A 19,000-nucleotide genomic window follows, 5' to 3' on the forward strand; every position below is an offset into this window, starting at 1 on the left:
CCGCGCGCGGAGTCACGCTCCGGCTCAGTGCCGCAGCCGGCCGCTCAGGACCTTGATCAGCTCGGTGGCGGAGACGGCGTGGCCGCGCATGGACGGGTGCAGCATGTCCCGGCTGAACAGGTCGCGTTGCTCGCGCGCCGGATGGGTCCACTTGTCGATGAACAGCGCGCCGTGGCGGTGGGCCACCGCCTCCGCGGCCTCGTTGAACGCCATCATCCGATCGTGCAGCACCGCGAGCCGCGGAAAGGCCAGGGTGAGGTCGATCAGGCCGGCCATGACGACGTCGGCGCCCACGTCGCGCAGCGCGACGATCATTCCCTCCAGGGTGCCGGCGACGACGACGGCGTCGAAGTCGTGGCCGAGCAGGTCGTTGCCGCCGCAGTGCAGCACGGCCAGGTCGGGCCCGAAGTCCAGCGCGGGGGCGAGCTGGGTGTCCCGCACCCGTCCCGCGCTGAGGTTGCGCTGCCCCAGGTTGAGGTAGGCCAGGTCCGGCTGCTGCCGGCGCAGCGCCTCCGCGGTGCGGTCCGCCCAGGACAGGCTGCGGTAGCCGGGCACGGGATCGCCGAGCCCCTCGGCGTGGCTGTCGCCCATCACCACGAACCGGCGCCAGGGGGCGCCGCTCAGGAGCTTGTCGATCTCGCTGTCGCTGAGGCAGTGCGGGTCCTTGGCCTCGCTCATCGGCTCGCTCCTTCCGCGGTCACCATGCCGACGCCGTCGATCCGTCGGCGGGCATGCGGTCCGGTGCAGTATGCCCCTTCGGCGGGGTGGTCCTGGACGCTCGACCCGTCGTTCACTCCGATGCGCGGATGCGTGTTGACCTGCGTCACGAGCTGGCACCTCCTGTGGGCGGGGCCGTGGGGGGCGGGCCGGGCAGCCCCGCGAGCCTGGTCCGGTCGGTCTTGCCGCGCGCCGTGGACGGCAGGCCGTCACAGATCAGGACGCGGTCGGGAAACATCCGCCGGGGCAGGGCATGCGCCATCGCCCGGTTGACGCTCCCCCTATGAAGACCGGACGCCACGACATACGCCCACAGTTCCCCGACATGTCCGGGACATGTCTTGGCGACCACGGCGGCCGCCGTCACCCCCTCCACCTCGAGCAGCACGCTCTCGATCTCCCGCAGTTCGATCCGCACCCCGCGCCGCTTGACCTGGTGGTCCCGTCGGCCGTGCAGTTCCAGCCGGCCGTCGGCGGCCAGCCGGCCCAGGTCCCCGGTGGCGTAGGCGCGGCGCACCGTGCCGTCACGGAACCGCACCGGGCGCGTCGGATCGGTCAGCCGCCCGCCGTCGGCCAGATAGCCGAGGAAGACGGTCTCGCCCGCGACCCGCACCTCCCCCTCGCCGTCGGTCCACCCTCCGTCGGCGTCGGTCACCTCGATGTGGTCGCCGGGCAGGGCCCGTCCGGCGGAGAGCCCGTCCGCGGCCGTCCAGCCGGGCGGCAGCGGCTCGTAGGTGCAGACGTTGGTCTCGGTCGGCCCGTAGAGGTTGTAGAACCGCACCCGGGGGAAGCACCGCACGTAGTCCTCCAGGAGGTGCGGGGGGAACGGTTCTCCGGCGAAGGCGGCGAGGCGCAGCGCCGGCGGCGGGGCCTTCGCGATCCCGCCGCCGAGCAGCAGCAGTCGGTAGAAGGTCGGCACGGCGTAGAAGACCGAGATCTCCTCCCGCCCCAGCCAGCCCACCACGTCGCGCGGGAAGAGCCGCAGCACCTCCGGCAGCAGATGGACGCAGGCGCCGGCGAGCGCGGACGAGAACAGGTCGAAGGTGCTGAGGTCGAAGGTGAGCGGGGACTGCGAGCCGACCCGGTCGGTGGCGTCGAGGCGGAACTCGGCGGCCGCCCAGCGCGCGAAGTGCAGCACGTTCCGGTGGCTCAGCAGCACCCCCTTGGGCCAGCCGGTGCTCCCGGAGGTGAACAGCACATAGCCGCCCGCGCCCTCGGTCGGGTCGCCCGGGTCGGGGGCGGTGGCGGGGAGCGGCACCAGCGACAGCCCGTGCGGCAGTCCCCGGACGCCCTCGGCGGGGTCCCCCGCGAGCCGGCGCGCCGCCGGCTCGGCGTCCGCCGTGGTGAGCAGCGTCCGCAGCCCCGCCCCGTGCACCATGCGCGCGGTGCGGGACCGGGGCTCCGCGGGGTCCAGCGGGGCCACCACGGCACCCGCGCGCAGCGCCGCGTAGAGGGCGGTCACGGCCGTCACGCCCTTGGGCGCGTGGACGCCGACGCGGTCGCCGGGGCGCACGCCGTGTGCGGCGAGCCGGGCCGCCACCTCGTCGACCCGTCCGTCGAGTTCGGCGTAGCTCAGCACCAGCCCGTCGGCGGCGAGGGCGGGGCGGTCCGGGTGCCGGCGGGCGGCGGCGGCCAGCGGCTGGTCCAAGCGGTCCGCGACGTCGGGCAGGCCGGGATCACCGGGGGTGCCGCGGTCGCCGGGGGTGTCGGAGGCGTCGGGGCGCGACGACGGCCCCGGCGAGGGGCCGGTCACGGGCGCGCGCCCCGGGCGTCCCCCGCGGGGGCGTCGAGTCCGGTCAGGAAGTCGACCAGCGCGGCGCGGGACTCCAGACGGGCGCTGTGCAGCAGCAGATGGTCGCCGTGGGGGAGGTCCACCCGGCGCACCGGGCCGGCCAGCCCGCGCTCGATCGCCGCGACCTGGGCGGGGGTGGCGAACTCGTCGGCGGTGCCGCCCACCACCAGCGTGGGCGCGGTGACCCGGGCCAGCCGGTCCTCGATGCTCCAGCCGCGGAAGGTCGGCGACAGCCAGACGTCGCTCCAGCCGTGGAGCGCCGCGTCGGGGTCCTCGTGGAACATCGCGACCTTCCGCCGCAGCAGGACCGCGTCGCCGTCGGCCCCCGGCGCCCGCGCGGCGCCCGACGCGTACGCCGCCGCCCCCGACTCGTACGCCTCGCGCACCGCGCGGATGGCGCGGAGCGTGCGGTCCTCCACGAAGACCAGCGGTCCCAGCAGCGCCAGCGCGGTGACCGGGCGGCGGCCCCGAGCGGCGTGCAGCAGCGCGATGGCGGCGCCGTCGCTGTGTCCGACCAGGACCGGGGCGCGCACCCCCAGCCGGTCCAGCACCTCGGGCAGCACCTCGTGCGCCTCGCGTTCCATGTAGTCGGCGGGGCGGGGCAGTTCGGTCGGCGCGGAGCGGCCGTAGCCGTGTCGGGTGTAGACCAGCGCCGGGCGCCCGGTGGCCTCGGCGACCGCGTACGGGAAGCGGCGCCAGGTGGAGACACAGCCCAGGCCGTGGTGGAGGTAGACCAGCGGGGCGAGATCCGAACGGCCGTCGATCCACACGTATTCGAGCGCCCCGTGGGTGGTGTGGAGCACAGGCATCGCGGTATCAGCCCAGCGTCAGATGGCGGAGGGTAACGAGGGGTCGGCCGCTGGCGGCGACGGTGTCGCCGGCGGGGGTGCGGACGGCCACGGCGGCATGGTAGCCGGGCGGCGCCGCCACGTCGACGAGCGCCCAGCCCGCCGGGACCGGGGAGCCGGCGGGCGCCAACCCCTCGGCCAGGCCCACGTGATGGGTGCGGATGCCGCCGGGCAGCCCGGTGCCGATGCCCTTCAGATACGCCTCCTTCCGCACCCAGCAACTCAGGAACGCCTCGTCGCGCAGCGACTCGGGCAGCGCCGCGATCGCGGCCCGCTCGTCCGGGTGCAGCGCGCGGGTGAGGTCCACCCCGCTGCGGCGCGCCCGCGCGGACTCGATGTCGGCGCCCACGACGCTCCGTGCCACCGCGACCATGGCGGCGTCCTCGGAGTGCGACAGCGAGAAGTGGAGTCCGGTGTGCTCCGCCAACGCCGGGCGCCCGTGCGGCTTCTCGCAGTCCGGCATGCCGCAGAGCTCGCGGGTCAGGGCGACCGCGGCCGGGTCCACGCCCAGATAGCCGCCGAGCAGCGTCCGCAGCCCGACGTGGGAGGTGACATAGCGCTCGCGCAGCCCGGCGTCCTTGAACCGCGCCGCGCGCCGGGCCTCTTCGGCGTCCAGCATCCCGTCCGCCACCGCCGCCGGGGCGAGGTTGGCCGACAACGACAGCAGCCAGACCGCGACACGGCCGGGGCCGGGAAGGTCCTCGGGGCTGGGGGGCGGGGCCGCGGGCCCCCAGGGTTCGACGGACGCGGTGGCGGCCCGGGGCGCGTCGCCCGTCCCCGCCGCACGCGCCGGATATGCCGTGCCGGCCGTGCTGTTGAGCATGATCCCCGCTACCCCCGCGTCCCTGCGTCACGCGACTGCCGTGCGCTCACGCACCTGTTCGCGCCCCCACGGGTGAGCCTAGAACGCCCCGGGGGTGATCTTCGAGCGGTTGCGACGACAGGAACCTGACGCGGACGTGGACCGGTGCCGGGGCGGCGGCGGTACGCGGGCCAGTTGTTGCCAGCCGCGGCGAAACCTGGCGCACGGCCGCGATGTGTGCTGCGCTTTCAGCGTGCTCCTGAACTGGCTCGAAGATCCGTCACCGACCCGGGGAATCCGCTTCGCCGCCCCCGGCCAGGGCTGGCTGTTCCGCTCCTACGCGGACCTCGCCGCCGAATCCCTGGCCGTCGCGGCCGCCCTGCGCGACCACCTCGGCCCGCCGCCCGCGGCCGGGGTGGTGAACCTGCTGACCGCGGACCCGCGGCGGTTCGTCACCGGCTTCTTCGGTGTGCTGCTCGCCGGGTGTACCCCGTCGCCGATCGCCCCGGCCACCGCCTTCCGGGACCGCTCCGGACACCCGGACCATGTGACCGGCATCCTGCGCACGGCCCGGCCGGTCGCGGTGCTGACGGACGAGAAGGCGTACGCCACCGCCGCGGCCGCCGCCACCGCCGCCGGGCTGGCCGGCCGGGTCCTGACCCATCCGGTGGGCGACGCGGGCGCGGTGCCGGAGCCCGCGCGGGGCACCGGCGGGCCGGTCGGCCCCGGGGCGCACCGTGCCGCCCCGCCGCGGGACGCGTTGCTCCAGTTCACGTCCGGCTCCAGCGGCAACCCCAAGGGCGTCCGGGTCTCCTGGGAGAACCTGCGGGCCAATGTGGCGGCCATCAGGCGCTGGTTGGACTGGAGCGACCAGGACGCCTTCGCCAGCTGGCTGCCGCTCCACCACGACATGGGCCTGATCGGGGCGATGATCACCCCGGTGGTCTCCGGGACCGACCTGTGGCTGATGACCCCGGAGCAGTTCCTCCGCTCGCCGCGCCGCTGGTTGGAGTGCTTCGGCGCGCACGGCGCCACCCTCACCACCGCTCCCGGCTTCGGCTACGGCTACGCCGCGCGGCGCGTCACCCCGGAGGAGATCGCCGACCTCGACTTCGGCGGCTGGCGGGTGGCGATCCTCGGTGCCGAGCGCATCGATCCGGCCGCGGCCGCCGACTTCACCGCGCTCACCGCCCCGCGCGGCTTCCGGCACACCAGTCTGGTCCCGGCCTACGGGCTGGCCGAGGCGACCCTCGCCGCGACCGGCACCACCCCCGGTACTCCCGCGCCGCTGATCGACGTCGGCCCCCGGCCGCCGCGCGTGGGCGACCCGGTCGAGGTGCTCGGGCGCGGGGTGCTGGGCGTGGACCGGGCCGGCGGCGCCGGCTGGCTCACCGGCTGCGGGGCGCCGGTGCCCGGGCTCACGGTCCGCGTCGTCGACGAGGACGGCGCGGCCCTGCCGGACGGCCGCTTCGGCGAGATCGAGTTGCGCGGTGACTCCGTGGCGCGCGGGCACGTCACCGCGGACGGGCTGCCCCCGGCCGCGCCCGGCGCCACCGCCTTCGTGCCGGACCCGGTCGACGGCGCCCCCGACGTGCTGCGCACCGGCGACTGCGGGCTGCTGCTGGACGGGCAGTTGTACGTCCTGGGCCGCATCGGGGACAGCCTCAAGGTGCGCGGTCGCAGCCTGTACGCGGAGGACCTGGAGGCGGAGCTGGCGTCCGCCTTCGGCCCCCGGGCGGGCCGCTGCACCGCCGTCCTCGGCGCCGCCTCCGGCCAGGACCTCGCCCTGGTGCTCCTGGAGGGGCCGCCGGCGGACGCCGCGGACGACCCCGACCTGGTGCGGGAGGTGCTGGCCAAGGTGCGGGCCGTGACCTCAGAGCGGGTCCGCACGGTGGTGCTCCGCGGCGGTCGCGGCAGCGTCCCGCGCACCTCCAGCGGCAAGCCCCGCCGCCGTGCGGTGTGGGACCGCCTGGTCGACAGCGCGGGCGGCTCCGACGACTGGGAGCTGATCGGCGATTCGGGCCCGCCCGGCGACGACGGGACCCCGGTTCGCCCCTGGGTGCGACAGCGGGGCGAGGCCGCCCGCGCGGAGCCGTCGCCCGACGCGCCCACGCAGCCGTCGCCTGACGTCCCCGCCGGTGCCGTCGCCCGCGCGGAGCCGTCGCACGCCGACGCCCCGGTCCCGGCCGCCCGCGCGGAGCACACCGAAGCGCCCGGCGCGGACCGGGCGGGAGCCCGCCGTACCGAGCGGGGAGAAACACCCCGGACCGAGCACGCGGAGGCGCCCCGCGCGGAGCGTGCGGACAGGCCGGGGGCGGAGCCTCTCGACGCGTCGGAGGAACCCGCCGGGCGGCGGCCCGCGCGGCTGCCCACCTCCCGCGAGCTCTACGACCGCTGGGAGCGCCAGCAGTGGAGCGTGCGGGAGGTGGCGGTGGAGCGGGACGCCGAGACCTGGGGCGGGCTGCGGCCCTTCGCCCGCCAGGAGCTGCTCTCCGCGCTGGCCGAGCTCGAGGTCGGCGAGGTGTGTGTGACCCAGACGCTGAGCTCGCTGGTCGACGGGGCGCCCACCGAGGACGACCGGATCTACCTGTGCACCCAACTCGCCGACGAGGGGCGCCATGTGCGCTTCTTCCAGGACTACCTGGAGTGTGCGGCCGGCGTGGACCTGGCCGCGCCCGCGGACGGCGGGGCCCTGGAGCTGGCGGCGGCGTACGGCCGGCTCTTCGAACCGGAGCTGCGCCGGGCCACCGCCGCCGCCCGGGACGCGGCGGACGGCGGACACGACGCCTGGTACCGGGCGTTGACGTACTACCACCTGATCACGGAGGGCGTGCTGGCCACCACCACGCTGCGCACCACCCGCGCCCTCGCGCGGCGCTTCGGCCTGCACGCCCTGGACGACGGGCTGACCCATGTGACCCGGGACGAGTCCCGGCACGTCGCCTTCGGGCTGGCCGCCGCCCGCGCGGGGGTGCGCGGGGGCTACCGGGACGCCGTCGCGGAGAGCTACCTCAGCGGGGTGGAGCTGGCCGCGCGGGTCATGGTGGCCCCCGACCGCCGGGCCGTGTCCCCCCGCCTGCGGCCGGCCCTCGTTACCCGCGCGGAACAGCTGTCCGGCCACTGGGAGTTGGCCCGAGACCGGATGCTGCGACAGCTGGGCCAGATCGGCCTCGGCGAGCTGCGGGGGGTGGCCGGGCGGAGCTGGGACGGCGGCCGGGAGCGAGCGCTGGACGAGTACCGCGAGCGGTGGGGGGTGGACCACCCGGTGCGGCTGGCCGCGGGCGGCGCGACCACGGGCGGCGCGACCGGAGGCGGCGCGACCGGAGGCGGGCCGGCGCGGGCGGCCACCGCCCCCGCTCCCTCCTCCGCCGGCGCGGGCGCCCCGGGGTCGTCCGAGGAGACCCCAGCCGGTCGCGGCCCGTCCGCCTGAGCGGCGACTGAGGGACGTCGGAATTCGGCCATGCCGCCGCTGCCCGGCGAACCGCGTGCGCCGACCGACCGTCTTCATCCAATGACCGTCACGAGCCGTCGACCACGCGCGGTACGAAGTACCGCACGTGGCGGGGAACTCTTGTTAAGGAGCGCAACGCATGGGAGCCGCTGAGGCGCTCGACGCCAGGATCCGGGAGATCATCGGCGAGATGTGTCCGCTGGGGGCGCGCACCGTACGGGACAGCGACCGCCTGTCCGACGACCTGGGGTACGACTCGGTCGCCTTCCTGGAGCTCGCGCTCGCGCTGGAGGCCGAGTTCGAGCTGGAGGCCATCGACGAGGACGAGGCGGGCGAACTCGCCACCGTCGCCGACATCGAGACCCTGGTGCGCCGGCTCTGCGGCGTGGGCGCGGAATAGGCGGGCACGGTGGGGGAGTCGATGGTCCGCGAGGAGGAGGGGCGGCTGCACGGCCGGTACCGACTCGTCGGCGCGGAGGTGGAGGTGTGGACGGCGCCGGTGCCCCGCCGGCTGACCGACGCGGCCCTGGCGTGTCTGTCGGCCCCGGAGCACGCACGGGCGCTGTCCTTCGGCGAGCCGTTGCGGCGCCATGAGTTCGTGGCCGGCCGGGCGCTGGCCCGGCGGGTGCTCGCCGCCCGGCTCGGGGTGCGCCCGGCGGAGGTGGCGCTGGCCGAGGATCCGGCCGGTCGGCCCTATCTGGCCACCGACCGTCGGCTGGCCACCCTGCGCCGCACCGAGGCCCGGGTGGGCGACTTCAACCTCTCCCACTCCGACGGACTGGTGTTGTTGGCGCTGACCGGCAGCGCCCACGCCCGGGTCGGGGTGGACGTGGAGCGGCTGCACCCGCGCCCCTGCGCCGACCGGTTGGCGGCCCGCTACTTCTCCACCGAGGAGCGGCGTCGGCTGGCCCGCTGCGCGGGGCACGAGGAGCGCGGGCTCGGCGAGTGGTACCGCATCTGGACCCGCCGCGAGGCGCTGGCCAAGGCCCGCGGGGCCGGGGCCCGGGGCATGCGGTGGCCGCCGCCCGCACCCGGGCGACACGGCGCGCGCATGCTCACCCCCGCCGTGGGCTACGCCGCCTGCCTGGCCGTGCTCCGCACCCCACCGTCCGCCTCACTCCGTCAGGAACCGCGCATGAACACCGTGGAAGACCTCTGCACGCTCATCGAGTCGTGCATCGCCTGGGAGGCGGACGAGACGCCTCAGCCGATCACGCCGGACACCGCGCTGCTGGCCACCGGGATGCTGGACTCCATGGCGATCATGAAAATAGTCGCCGCCGTGGAGGCGGCCACCGGCGTGCCCTTCCCCGAGACCCGCATCGTCGCCGCCAGCTTCACCTCCCCGCGCGCCCTGTGGGAGGCCGTGGAGGACGTCCTCGCCGACGTCGAGGCCGATGCCGCCGCCAGTGGAGACGCGCGTGGCGCTCTTCAGTGAACACCCCGCCCTGGAGGCCCGGGTCGCCTCCTACGCGGCCGCCGCGCGGTCCGCGCTCCGCGCGGGACGCGACGAGCAGGGGGCGGGCGGGCCGGACTCCGGGGAACGGGCCCCCGGCGCGCACGAGATACGCGCCCGCTGGCGCCGGATGGCGGTGCTGGGCGTGCTGCCGCCGCTGACCCCGCCGGAACCCGGGATGCCCGCCCCGACCCCGGGGGAACCCGCCCCACCCCCGACGGAGTCCGGCCCGGACCAGCCGGACGGCCCGGACCAGCCGGACGGCCTGGACCGGCCGGACGGCCCCGCTGCGGGGGCCGCCGCGCCCTACGGGGAGGTCGCCGGCACCCTCGCCGCCCTCGAGGGCCTGGGGCTGGCCGGGGTGGACATCGGACTGTGTTACGCCCTGACCTCGCAGGCGTTCGGGATGCAGTTCCCGCTGCGGCCGTGGCTCACCGCGGAGCAGCGGGCCGCGCTCGCGGGGGCGGCCGAAGGCGACCGGCTGCTGTGCCACGCGCTGACCGAGGCGGGCGGCGGCAGTGACCCGTTGTCGATGACCACGCGGGCCGAGCGCCGGCCGGACGGCTCGTATGTGCTGCGCGGCGAGAAGCGGTTCGTGACGGCGGCGCCGGTCGCCGACACCGCCCTGGTCTTCGCCCGCACCGGCGAGGGCCGCTCGCCCTTCGCCCTGTCCGCCTTCCTGGTCGACACCGCCGCCCCCGGTGTCGTACGCGGCGAGCCGGTGCACAAGACCGCGCTGACCGGGGTCCCCATGGGCGGGCTGCGGCTGGACGGGGTGCGGGTGGCCGCCGAGGCCCGGGTGGGCGAGGAGGGCGCGGGTCTGGCGGTGCTCACCGCCACCACCACCTGGGAGCGGGCGCTGCTGCTCGGCCACGCCCTGGGCCCCATGCGCCGCACCCTGGACCGCACCCTGGAGTGGGCCAAGTCGCGCGAACACTTCGGCCGTCGGATGGCGGCCAGCCACCTGGTGGCGGGCCGGATCTGCGAGATGGCGCTGGCGCTGTACCGCTCGCGGAAGCTGCTCTACGGGGTCGCCGCCCGGCTGGACGCCGGGGTGTCCGTGCGGCAGGTCGCCGACGAGGCGGCGCTGATCAAGATCTCGGTCACCGAGGACCACCAGGCGTTCGCCCGGCACGCGGCCCAGCTCGGCGGGGTGCGGGCGTTCCTGCGCGACGACGAGCTGGCGGTGGACCTGGCCGGGCCGATGGCCGGCAGCAGCTACGCCGGCCCCAACGACCTGCTCCGGATCACCGTGGCGCGCCAGCTCGGCCTGCCGGTGCCGAGCTGATGCGGGGAGACCGGGGGGCGATGAGGGCGACCGTACTGCCGGAGACGCTGGCGGACATCCTGGAGCTGACCGCCGAGGTCGGCGACCGGCTCGCCGCGCGGGCGGCCGCGGTGGACGCCGGCACCGAGCCCAGCGAGCCCGGATACCGGGAGCTGCGGGAGGCCGGGCTGCCGGCGCTGCTGGTGCCCCGCGCGGCCGGCGGCGCCGGACTGGACTTCGCGGGCTACACCAGGGTGCTGGAGACGCTGGCCGCGCGGGACGCCGCCACCGCGCTCGGCTTCAACATGCACAACGTGGCCATCGGGGCCCTCTGCGAGTCGGCCGACACCCCGCTGCCGGCCGGCGCCGAGGAGTTCCGGCACTGGGTGTTCACGGAGGTGACGGAGGGCCGCGCGCTGTTCGCCTCGGCGGTCTCCGAACCCGGCACCGGCGCCAAACTGCGCGCCCTGCGCACCACCTACCGCGCGGACGGCGACGGTTACGTCCTGGACGGCACCAAGTCCTTCGTCTCGCTGTCGGGCCTGGCCGACTACTTCGTGGTCGCCGCGGCCGCGCGGGAGGGGGCGGACGAGGTCTCGCACTTCGTGGTCGCCGCCGACGACCCCGGGGTGCGCTTCGGGGAGCTGTGGGAGGGCGCGGCGATGAACGGGACCCGCACCGGCGGCCTGGTCCTGGACGGCGTGCGGCTGCCGCGCTCCCGGCTCTTCCTGGGCGTGGAGGGCATGTCGCTGTACAAGCTGGTGCGCGAGCCGCACTGGATGGTGGCCGGCTACACCGGGGTGTACCTGGGGATCGCGCAGGCGCTGTTCGACCACGTCGTCGACTTCGTGCGCGGCAGCGCGCGGCACCGGGACTCGCCGGTGGTCCGGCACGAGGTGGGGCGACTGTCCGCCGAGCTGCGGGCCGCCCGCGCGCTGGTCTACGCCGCGGGCGAGCTGGTCGTCGCACGGCGTGGCTCGACCGAGGCGAACGCGTCCGTGCACGCCGCCAAGTACACGGTCGGCGAGCTGGCTCCACGGCTGGCGCTGGCCGCGGTGCGGATCTGCGGCGCCTCGGCGCTGGGGCGGGCGCGGCCGGTGGAGCGGCTGCTGCGCGAGTCGAGCTTCGCGCTGGTGATGCCTGCCAAGCCGGACGAGTGCCTGGAGTACCTCGGGAAGGCCGCGCTGGGGGTCAACCTGCGCGACGTCGACTCCCTCGACTGGTGACGGTCGTCGGCGAACACCCGAGCCCCGCCGGGCACGACAGGTCGAGCGCGAGGCAGGCGGGGCGGACCCGGCGAGCACCGGGCACCGAGCGCTGAGACCCGGAAACGCGAGAAACCGAGAGATCGAGAAACCGAGAGATCGAGGACGAGGGAGGGATCGATGCACCCGGACACGGTGGACGCGGTGGTGATCGGCGCCGGGCCCGCGGGTTCCGTCGCCGCCACGGTGCTGGCCGGGGCCGGTCGTTCGGTGCTGCTGCTGGAGCGCCGCACGCTGCCCCGCTTCCACATAGGCGAGTCCCTGCTGCCGTACAACATGGCGCTGTTCGAGCAGTTGGGCATCGCCGACCACCTGGCGGCCCAGGGGTACGTCGACAAGCACGGGGCGGAGTTCTGCGGGGGCTCCCTCGGCCGGTTCGGCCGGCTGTCCTTCACCGCCCAGGGGCCCGATCGCCACCACGCGGCGTACCAGGTGGAGCGGGCGAGCTTCGACCACACGCTGGCCCGGGTCGCCCGTGAGCGCGGCGCCACGCTGGTGGAGGAGGCCACGGTCGGCGAGCTGCTCCGCGAGGGCGAGCGGGTGACCGGGGTGAGCTACCGGCACGCCGGCCGCACCCACACCGTCCGCGCCCCGTACGTCATCGACTGCGGCGGCCGCGCCAGCAAGATCGCACAGACCTTCCGGCTGCGCCGCCCGCTGCCCGACCGCCGCATGGTCGCCGTCTTCCGCCACTTCACCGGCGTACGGGAGGAGCACAACCCCGGACACGAGGGCGACATCCAGATCGGCAACCACAAGGACGGCTGGCTGTGGGCCATCCCGATCCACCGGGACACGCTCAGCGTGGGTGCCGTGATGCCGCGCGAGGTCTTCGCCTCCGGCACGCCCGAGGAGCTCTACGACCGCCACCTGGCGCGCGTCGCCCGCATCGCGCGGCGCGTCACGGGCGCCGAGCCGGGACCCGAGCTGCGCGTGGAGACGGACTACAACTACTACGCGGACACGGTCGCCGGGCCCGGCTGGTTCCTGGCCGGCGACGCCGCCGCCTTCTTCGACCCGATCTTCTCCGCCGGCGCGTTCCTCGCCATGACCACCGGCAAGGCCGCCGCCGAGGCGGTGCACCGGCTGCTGGACGCCCCGGAGGAGGCCGCGCCGGCCCAGGAGGCGTACGCGTCCTTCTACAAGACCGGCTACGACATGTACGCCCGGCTCATCCACGCCTACTACGACCACACCTACAGCCTGCGCTCCTTCCTGAAATCCATGGGAATGGAGATAGAGGGCGCGGTCATCGACAACACGTGGTTCGTACGGCTCGTCAGTGGGGATTTCTGGACCGACGGCAATCCGCTGAACGAGCTGCTGCGCGGGGAATCCCGATGGGACACGTTCGCTCCCTTCGAGCGCGTCCGGAAGTGCCCGTTCTACAGCGGTTGAGTGTCATGTCTGGGTCACCGCGGCGAAGTCGCTTTTACCGACACGGGGGTTGATAGCACATGGACAGTCATCTGATCGTCACGCTGCTCTTGGATCTGGCGTTAATCGTCGTTCTGGCGCGCGTCTTCGGCGCGGCGGCGCGACGGCTGAAACAACCGGCGGTGATCGGCGAGGTGTTCGCCGGCATCCTGGTCGGCCCCACCCTCTTCGACGGCTGGATAGCCGACAACCTCTTCCCCGCCGAGGCGCGTCCCTTCCTCTCGGCCCTGGCGCAGGTCGGCGTCGCGGTCTTCATGTTCGTCGTCGGCCTGGAGGTCGACCGCACCCTGCTGCGCAACCGCGGCCGGATCGCCGCCAGCGTCTCCCTCACCTCGATCGCGCTGCCGTTCTCACTCGGCCTGCTGCTGGCGCTGTACCTGGTCGACCGCCACCAGAGCCCGGACGACCTGGGCTTCGTGCTGTTCATGGGCGCGGCCATGTCGATCACGGCGTTCCCGGTGCTGGCCCGCATCCTCACCGACCGGGGCCTGCACCGCACCGCGCTCGGCGGCCTCGCGCTGGCCTGCGCGACCATCGACGACGTGCTGGCCTGGTCGCTGCTGGCGGTCGTGGTCACGGTGATCGGCGCCGACGCCGAGCAGTGGCGGATCCTGCTGGTGCTGCCCTACGTCGCGGCCATGGTCACCGTCGTGCCGCCGCTGCTGCGCCGGCTGATGGCGCGGGGGAAGCCGGGGACGGGCGAGGAGCACGCCCGGGCGCGGGTGCTGGCGGTGGCGCTGGCGGGCCTGCTGGCCTCCGCCGCGGCGACCGAGTGGATGGGCCTGCACTTCATCTTCGGCGCGTTCCTCTTCGGCGCCGTCATCCCGCGCGACAGCTTCGAGTGGGCGCACCGCGCGGTGGTGGAGGGGCTCGGCCAGATCAGCACCGTCCTGCTGCTGCCGGTCTTCTTCGTCGTCGCCGGGCTCAAGGTCGACCTGTCCGGCCTGGACGCCGGTCGACTGGGCGAGCTGGCGCTGATCCTGCTGGTGGCCATCGGCGGCAAGTTCTGCGGCGCGTACCTGGCGGCACGGGCCCATGGGGTGGCCCAGCGGCAGGCCGCGGCGCTCGGCGCCCTGATGAACACCCGCGGGCTCACCGAGCTGATCATCCTCAGCGTGGGGCTCCAACTGGGCGTCCTGGACCAGAGCCTGTACTCCCTGATGGTGGTCATGGCCGTGGTCACCACCGCCATGGCCGGTCCGCTGCTCCAGGCCATCTACCCGGACCGGCTGGTCCAGCGGGAGCTCGACGTGCTCAGCCGGCCCAGCCGGCGTGAGCGGCGCGAGGCCCGGGCGGAGCGCGCCGCGCGGTAGCGGCCGTTCACGGGCCGGGGGCGAGCCGGTCGTGCGGGGCGGGTGACGGGCCGGGCGGGAGGTGACGTAGGCCACGATCTCGCCGCGGCGGATACGCGTGCTGTGACGGCGCGACTACGATCACGCACGACCGCGCTCAACTCTCTGGGGGCTCAAGGACATGGCGAAACCGGGGGTTCGGACAAAGCTGGCGTCGATGGCGGCGCTCCCGGCGGCTCCGCTGTACGGGGCCGCCCTGTCGTACCTCGTCTACCACCCGCCCCGTCGGCCCCACCACAAGAAGCCGGCCGACCTGGGTCTGACCAGCTCCGACGTGGTGGTGCCGCTGAACGGCGACACGGGCCGGGGCATCCATGTGTGGCTCTGCCCCGGTGATCCGGGCCGGGTGGTGGTGATGGGCCACGGGTTGGGGCTGAGCAAGTCCGCCAGCCTCGCCCAGGCCAAGCTGCTCAACGACGCCGGCTACACCGTCGCCCTCTTCGACCACCGCAACCACGGCAAGAGCGGCGCCGACCGTGCGTGCTGGTCGATGAGCGACCGGCACACCGCGGACGTCGTCGCGGTCGTCCGACACATGCGCGCCCGCCCGGAGCACGCCACCGCGCGGATCGCCGTCTACGGCTTCTCCATCTCCACCTTCCCCTCGCTGTACATGCTGCGGAAGGCGGACGAGTGCCCTGTCGACGCGGTGGTCTTCGACAGCGGCCCGGCGGTCGACCTGCGCCCGCTGTTCCGCAACTTCATCGCGGCGGGCGGACTTCCGGTGCCCCGCCCGCTGCGGACCGGCTCCGCCGGGCGGACGCTGGAGAAGGTGTTCTCCTCCGTCGCCACGGCCATGCTGCGGGTGCAGTGGCCCCCGCCGGTGACCGGTGCGTACGAGAGCACCCCCATGCTGTTCCTGACCGGCGAGCGGGACTCCATCATCCCCGCGCCCGCGGTGCGCGGCCTCGCCGAGCGCTTCCCGCGCGCGGAGGTCCACGAGCTGCCCGACACCGAGCATCTGCTGGGGATCAAGACGCATCCGAAGGTCTACGCCGAGACGGTGCTGGACTTCCTCCAGCGCACCCTCAAGGGCTGAGACGGGACACGCTTGGGCTCCCCCGCCCCCGTTACGCGGGGGAGACCAAGACCGTGCCCAGGGAGCCCGCTGCGCCGGCGGGCCCCATGGAATTGATGGCTCCATCCTGCGGCACGCGCGCCCCCAGCCGAAGGACTCTGTCACCAACCTGCCAATTCACCCGGCGTGGGCCCCGTGACGCGGAGCGGACCCCTGCCCCGCCACGCCGCCCCGAAGCCGCCGCCCCGGGCTCCGCCCGGGTTCCGTGGCAGATGGGGCGTCGCCCCACACGGTGGGGGTCGCTCCGGGCTCCGCCCGCAACCCGTGCGTGCGCGTCCGGGCTTCGCCCGGGGCCCGTGGCCGGGGGGCGGCACCTGACCCCGCCACCACGGCGCCGAAGCCGCCGTTCCGGGCTTCGCCCGGTCCCGTGGCGAGGGCGGGCGCCTGATCCCGCCGCGACGGCGCGTCACCACGACGCCGGAGCCCGGCGGTGCCGAACCGGGCGTGGCCCCCGGGGTCCCCGGCCGATGGGGCACCTGACCGGTGCCGACGCCACACGCGGTGGGGGCCCTCCGGGCTCCGCCCGGAACCGGCGTGGTGGGCTCGTCCCGGGCTCCGCCCGGAACTCGCACCGTGGGCACAGGGCCGGGCTCCGCCCGGGAAGGCGCGGCGCCATCCCGTCGAGACGGCGCGCCCCCGGGCGCCCTACGCCTCTGAGGCGCCCCATTCGGTCACCGTCACCTCGTCGCCCACGGCCAGCTTCCCCGGCCGTACGACCGAGAACTTCGTGCCGAAGACGATGCCGCCGGCCGCGGTGCGGCGGTAGTGGGCGAGGGTGCGCAGCGGCTCGGGGCCGGCCTTGACGCCCCGTGTCTGGTCGACCATGGTGACGGCGCAGCGGACGGCGAGCTTGAGGTAGCCCAGTTCGGCGTTACCGGCGAGGACCCGGCGGGCCCGGTCCTCCCAGTGCGGCTCCGCGAGTTCCACGGGGTCCGCGGAACGGGTGTCGACCACCACGTTGGGCCGGAAGCGGTCCATCGGCAGCGAGGGGGAGCCGGCCGCCCGGAGCCGTCGGTCGAGCTCGTCCATGCTCGCGCGGGAGAGCACGAGCAGCGCGCCGCTGTCGGCGTAGCCGGCGGTGCCGGGGATCCAGCCGTCGGTGACCCGTCCGTGGTCCCGCGGCACCCGCACCAGCCGGCTCGGGGCGCCGAGCAGCTCGGAGAACCAGGCGGCGGCGTCCGGGCCCTGGTCGATGCCCCGGTAGGGCTTGTCGAACATCTCCACCGCGCGCGGGGCGGAGTGGCTGTCCACCGCGATCCGCAGCGGCGTCATGCCCGGCGCGTTCAGGGTGAGCCGCTCGCCGTCGGCACTGATCTCGGGGCGCACCACCGCGAGGAGCGGCTCGCGTCGCTGGCTGCGGAAGACGCCGTCCTCGCTGACCACCATGAAGCTGCGGTCGTATGCCAGTCCCGCCGGTGTGAGCAGGGATTCGGTGAGCGGAATTCCGGCACACCCCTTGATGGGGTAGGAGATCAGATCGACGACTTTCACCATCACCCCACTGTACAGCCGGGTAAGGGGCGCCGACCGAGGTGGCCCCTTCGGTCGGCGGACGTTCAACCGCCGTATGCCCGCCCACGGTTGGGCCGCGCTCTCCCGTATGTCGTCAAGGCCGTCTCAGGGCCCGATAACTGCCGCTCTTACTGCCGCATTTACTGCCGGTCGGGGGATGACCCACGCAGTAGATTTCCCAGCACGTAGGACCGCATAACGGGGGAGTGACATGGGAGTGAGTACCGAAGAAATCAAGGCGCACTACGACGTGGTCATCATGGGCGGTGGCCCGGGTGGATCGACGCTGGGCGCGCTGCTGGCGCGGGACAGCGACCTGAGCGTCGCGATTATCGAGAAAGAGGAGTTCCCGCGCGAGCACATCGGTGAGTCCTTCGCGCACCCGCTCATACCGGTGCTGGAGGAGAGCGGCGCGCTGCCCAAGGTGCTGGCCTCCGACTGTTGGGTCCAGAAGTACGGCGGAATCTTCAACTGGGACCCCAGCGGGCCCTCGGTGGCCCTCTTCGACCACGCCAACTGGGCGGTGGACGGGATCTACCGCTGGGCGATGCACGTCAACCGCTCCGAGTTCGACAAGATCCTGCTCGACCACGCCAAGGACACCGGCGTCGAGGTCTTCGAGGGGGTGTCGGTCTCCTCCTGCACCCCGCGCGAGGGCGGCTGCGACGTGCTGCTCAAGGACGGTCGGCAGATCTCCGCGGGCTATTTCGTCGACGCCTCCGGGCGCCGCAACAGCATCGTGGCCAAGAAGAAGCGGCAGTGGCTCTCCGGCTACCGCAACATCGCCATCTGGCAGCACTACACCGGCGGCCGGTTCGCGCAGACCCTGCCCGGCGACTGGAACGTCTTCCGCGAGGAGAACCTCTCGCCCATCGGCTGCTTCGCCTTCCAGGACGGCTGGTGCTGGTACATCCCGGTGCCGAAGATCATCGACGGGGAGCGGAAGCTCACCCACTCGATCGGCATGGTGACCCTGCCGGAGATCCTCAAGGAGCCGGGCAAGGACTTCACCGACCCGGAGATCTTCCTGCGCACGGTCCAGCAGGTGCCGATGCTCAAGGACCTGATCCAGGACGTGACGCCGGTGATGAGCGACCGGATGCTCACCGCCACCAACTACTCCATGATCAACGACCGGTTCGCCGACTTCGACGAGCGCTGGGTGCTGCTCGGCGACGCCTCGTACTTCGTGGACCCGCTGTTCTCCTCCGGCGTGGCCTTCGCCGCCGCCCAGGCGTCCGCCACCGCCGCGCTGCTCCGGCACACCGCCGAGTCCTCGCTGCCCGAGGAGGACAAGCGCGGCCTGTGGCGGGACTACGACACGGAGTGGCACGGCATGGCGGAGACCTTCGCGCTCTCCATCGACCAGTGGTACCACGCCATCGGCAAGAGCCACCCGGACAGCGTCTACTGGTCCTCGCGCGGCGGCGCCGACGAGGCCGCCGCCAACCGCGAGCAGACCTTCCAGGCGCTGCTGAACACCGCCTTCACCCCGGATCTGCTCCAGGTGCTCAGCAAGGGCAGCCGGAAGGTGGACGACCTGGAGCACGAGGGCCCGTACATGCGCGCCTACGGGCTGGCGGCGGCCGCGGAGCCGGACAAGGAGGCGCTGATCTCCCTGGCGGCCGGCGTGGAGATGCGGTCGAGCGTGGGGCTGGACGTGCCCGGCTTCAAGGCGTTCATCCCGCCCGAGCCCCTGGAGTTCCCGGAGGAGGCCAAGTCGGCCATCGCCACGTACTGGAAGGATCCGGTGGCCAACGGGCACCTGGTGAGCTCGCCGCTGGCCGAGCCCATCGCCTGCCACCGCTTCTTCTTCACCGCGGACCCGGAGCGCGTCCAGATCCGCTCGGTCGAGGGCCGGGACGGCGGCGCCGAGCTGTGGGAGCTGCTGGGTGAGGGCCCCAAGCCCTGGCGCGAGCTGACCGCGCTGCTGACCGACGCACAACAGCGGCTGGCCCGACGGCTGCTGCGAGCGGGGATGTTGGAGGCCCGAGAGGCCGACTGATCCCCGGCGGCGGCGCGC

At 74.4% G+C, this 19,000-nt stretch carries 14 protein-coding genes; 9 read left to right on the forward strand and 5 right to left on the reverse strand.

Going from position 1 to position 19,000, the window contains the following annotated elements; genetic code table 11:
* Window positions 1–24 precede the first annotated feature (24 nt).
* From LRS74_RS21490 to LRS74_RS21505, 4 genes are all read right to left on the reverse strand, one after another.
* The gene (locus LRS74_RS21490; protein ID WP_277742524.1) at window positions 25–678 is read right to left on the reverse strand and encodes an SGNH/GDSL hydrolase family protein; all 654 of its coding nucleotides are present in this window, start codon (window positions 676–678) and stop codon (window positions 25–27) included.
* A gap of 145 nt (window positions 679–823) precedes the next feature.
* Window positions 824–2,470 (reverse strand): amino acid adenylation domain-containing protein, encoded by a 1,647-nt coding sequence (locus LRS74_RS21495; RefSeq protein WP_277742525.1) that lies wholly within the window; start codon window positions 2,468–2,470, stop codon window positions 824–826.
* On the reverse strand, window positions 2,467–3,318 hold the full coding sequence (locus LRS74_RS21500) for an alpha/beta hydrolase (protein WP_277742526.1): 852 nt from the start codon (window positions 3,316–3,318) through the stop codon (window positions 2,467–2,469). The genes LRS74_RS21495 and LRS74_RS21500 overlap by 4 nt, the downstream gene beginning before the upstream one ends.
* 7 nt (window positions 3,319–3,325) lie before the next feature.
* Window positions 3,326–4,180, reverse strand: a complete 855-nt coding sequence (locus LRS74_RS21505; protein ID WP_277742527.1) for a 4'-phosphopantetheinyl transferase superfamily protein — start codon at window positions 4,178–4,180, stop codon at window positions 3,326–3,328.
* Between the two features lie 232 nt (window positions 4,181–4,412).
* Between LRS74_RS21505 and LRS74_RS21510 the strand changes: the two genes are divergently transcribed.
* The 8 genes from LRS74_RS21510 (at window position 4,413) to LRS74_RS21545 (ending at window position 15,426) form a co-directional block, all read left to right on the forward strand.
* Window positions 4,413–7,589, forward strand: coding sequence for an AMP-binding protein (locus tag LRS74_RS21510; RefSeq protein WP_277742528.1), 3,177 nt, complete (start codon window positions 4,413–4,415; stop codon window positions 7,587–7,589).
* Between the two features lie 160 nt (window positions 7,590–7,749).
* Window positions 7,750–8,010, forward strand: coding sequence for a phosphopantetheine-binding protein (locus LRS74_RS21515; RefSeq protein ID WP_277742529.1), 261 nt, complete (start codon window positions 7,750–7,752; stop codon window positions 8,008–8,010).
* A gap of 9 nt (window positions 8,011–8,019) precedes the next feature.
* The gene (locus LRS74_RS21520) at window positions 8,020–9,048 is read left to right on the forward strand and encodes a 4'-phosphopantetheinyl transferase superfamily protein (protein WP_277742530.1); all 1,029 of its coding nucleotides are present in this window, start codon (window positions 8,020–8,022) and stop codon (window positions 9,046–9,048) included.
* Window positions 9,032–10,354, forward strand: a complete 1,323-nt coding sequence (locus LRS74_RS21525) for an acyl-CoA dehydrogenase (protein ID WP_277742531.1) — start codon at window positions 9,032–9,034, stop codon at window positions 10,352–10,354. Before LRS74_RS21520 ends, LRS74_RS21525 begins: the two co-directional genes overlap by 17 nt.
* A gap of 20 nt (window positions 10,355–10,374) precedes the next feature.
* Window positions 10,375–11,559: an acyl-CoA dehydrogenase family protein gene (locus LRS74_RS21530; RefSeq protein ID WP_277742532.1), complete on the forward strand. Its 1,185-nt coding sequence runs from the start codon at window positions 10,375–10,377 to the stop codon at window positions 11,557–11,559.
* A 159-nt stretch (window positions 11,560–11,718) separates the two neighbouring features.
* Window positions 11,719–12,996: an NAD(P)/FAD-dependent oxidoreductase gene (locus LRS74_RS21535; protein WP_277742533.1), complete on the forward strand. Its 1,278-nt coding sequence runs from the start codon at window positions 11,719–11,721 to the stop codon at window positions 12,994–12,996.
* Window positions 12,997–13,055: 59 nt separating this feature from the next.
* Entirely contained in the window at window positions 13,056–14,348 is a 1,293-nt protein-coding gene (locus LRS74_RS21540; protein WP_277742534.1) for a cation:proton antiporter, read from the forward strand.
* A 196-nt stretch (window positions 14,349–14,544) separates the two neighbouring features.
* On the forward strand, window positions 14,545–15,426 hold the full coding sequence (locus LRS74_RS21545; protein WP_144387216.1) for an alpha/beta fold hydrolase: 882 nt from the start codon (window positions 14,545–14,547) through the stop codon (window positions 15,424–15,426).
* A 684-nt stretch (window positions 15,427–16,110) separates the two neighbouring features.
* On the opposite strand, the gene LRS74_RS21550 is transcribed toward LRS74_RS21545, so the two are convergent.
* Complete coding sequence (locus LRS74_RS21550) at window positions 16,111–16,959, reverse strand: MOSC N-terminal beta barrel domain-containing protein (protein ID WP_277742535.1); 849 nt, start codon at window positions 16,957–16,959, stop codon at window positions 16,111–16,113.
* Between the two features lie 235 nt (window positions 16,960–17,194).
* On the opposite strand from LRS74_RS21550, the gene LRS74_RS21555 reads away from it, so the two are divergent.
* Window positions 17,195–18,982, forward strand: coding sequence for a tryptophan 7-halogenase (locus LRS74_RS21555; protein ID WP_277742536.1), 1,788 nt, complete (start codon window positions 17,195–17,197; stop codon window positions 18,980–18,982).
* Window positions 18,983–19,000: the final 18 nt, after the last annotated feature.

The sequence above is a fragment of the Streptomyces sp. LX-29 genome (genome assembly GCF_029541745.1).
Taxonomy (GTDB): domain Bacteria; phylum Actinomycetota; class Actinomycetes; order Streptomycetales; family Streptomycetaceae; genus Streptomyces.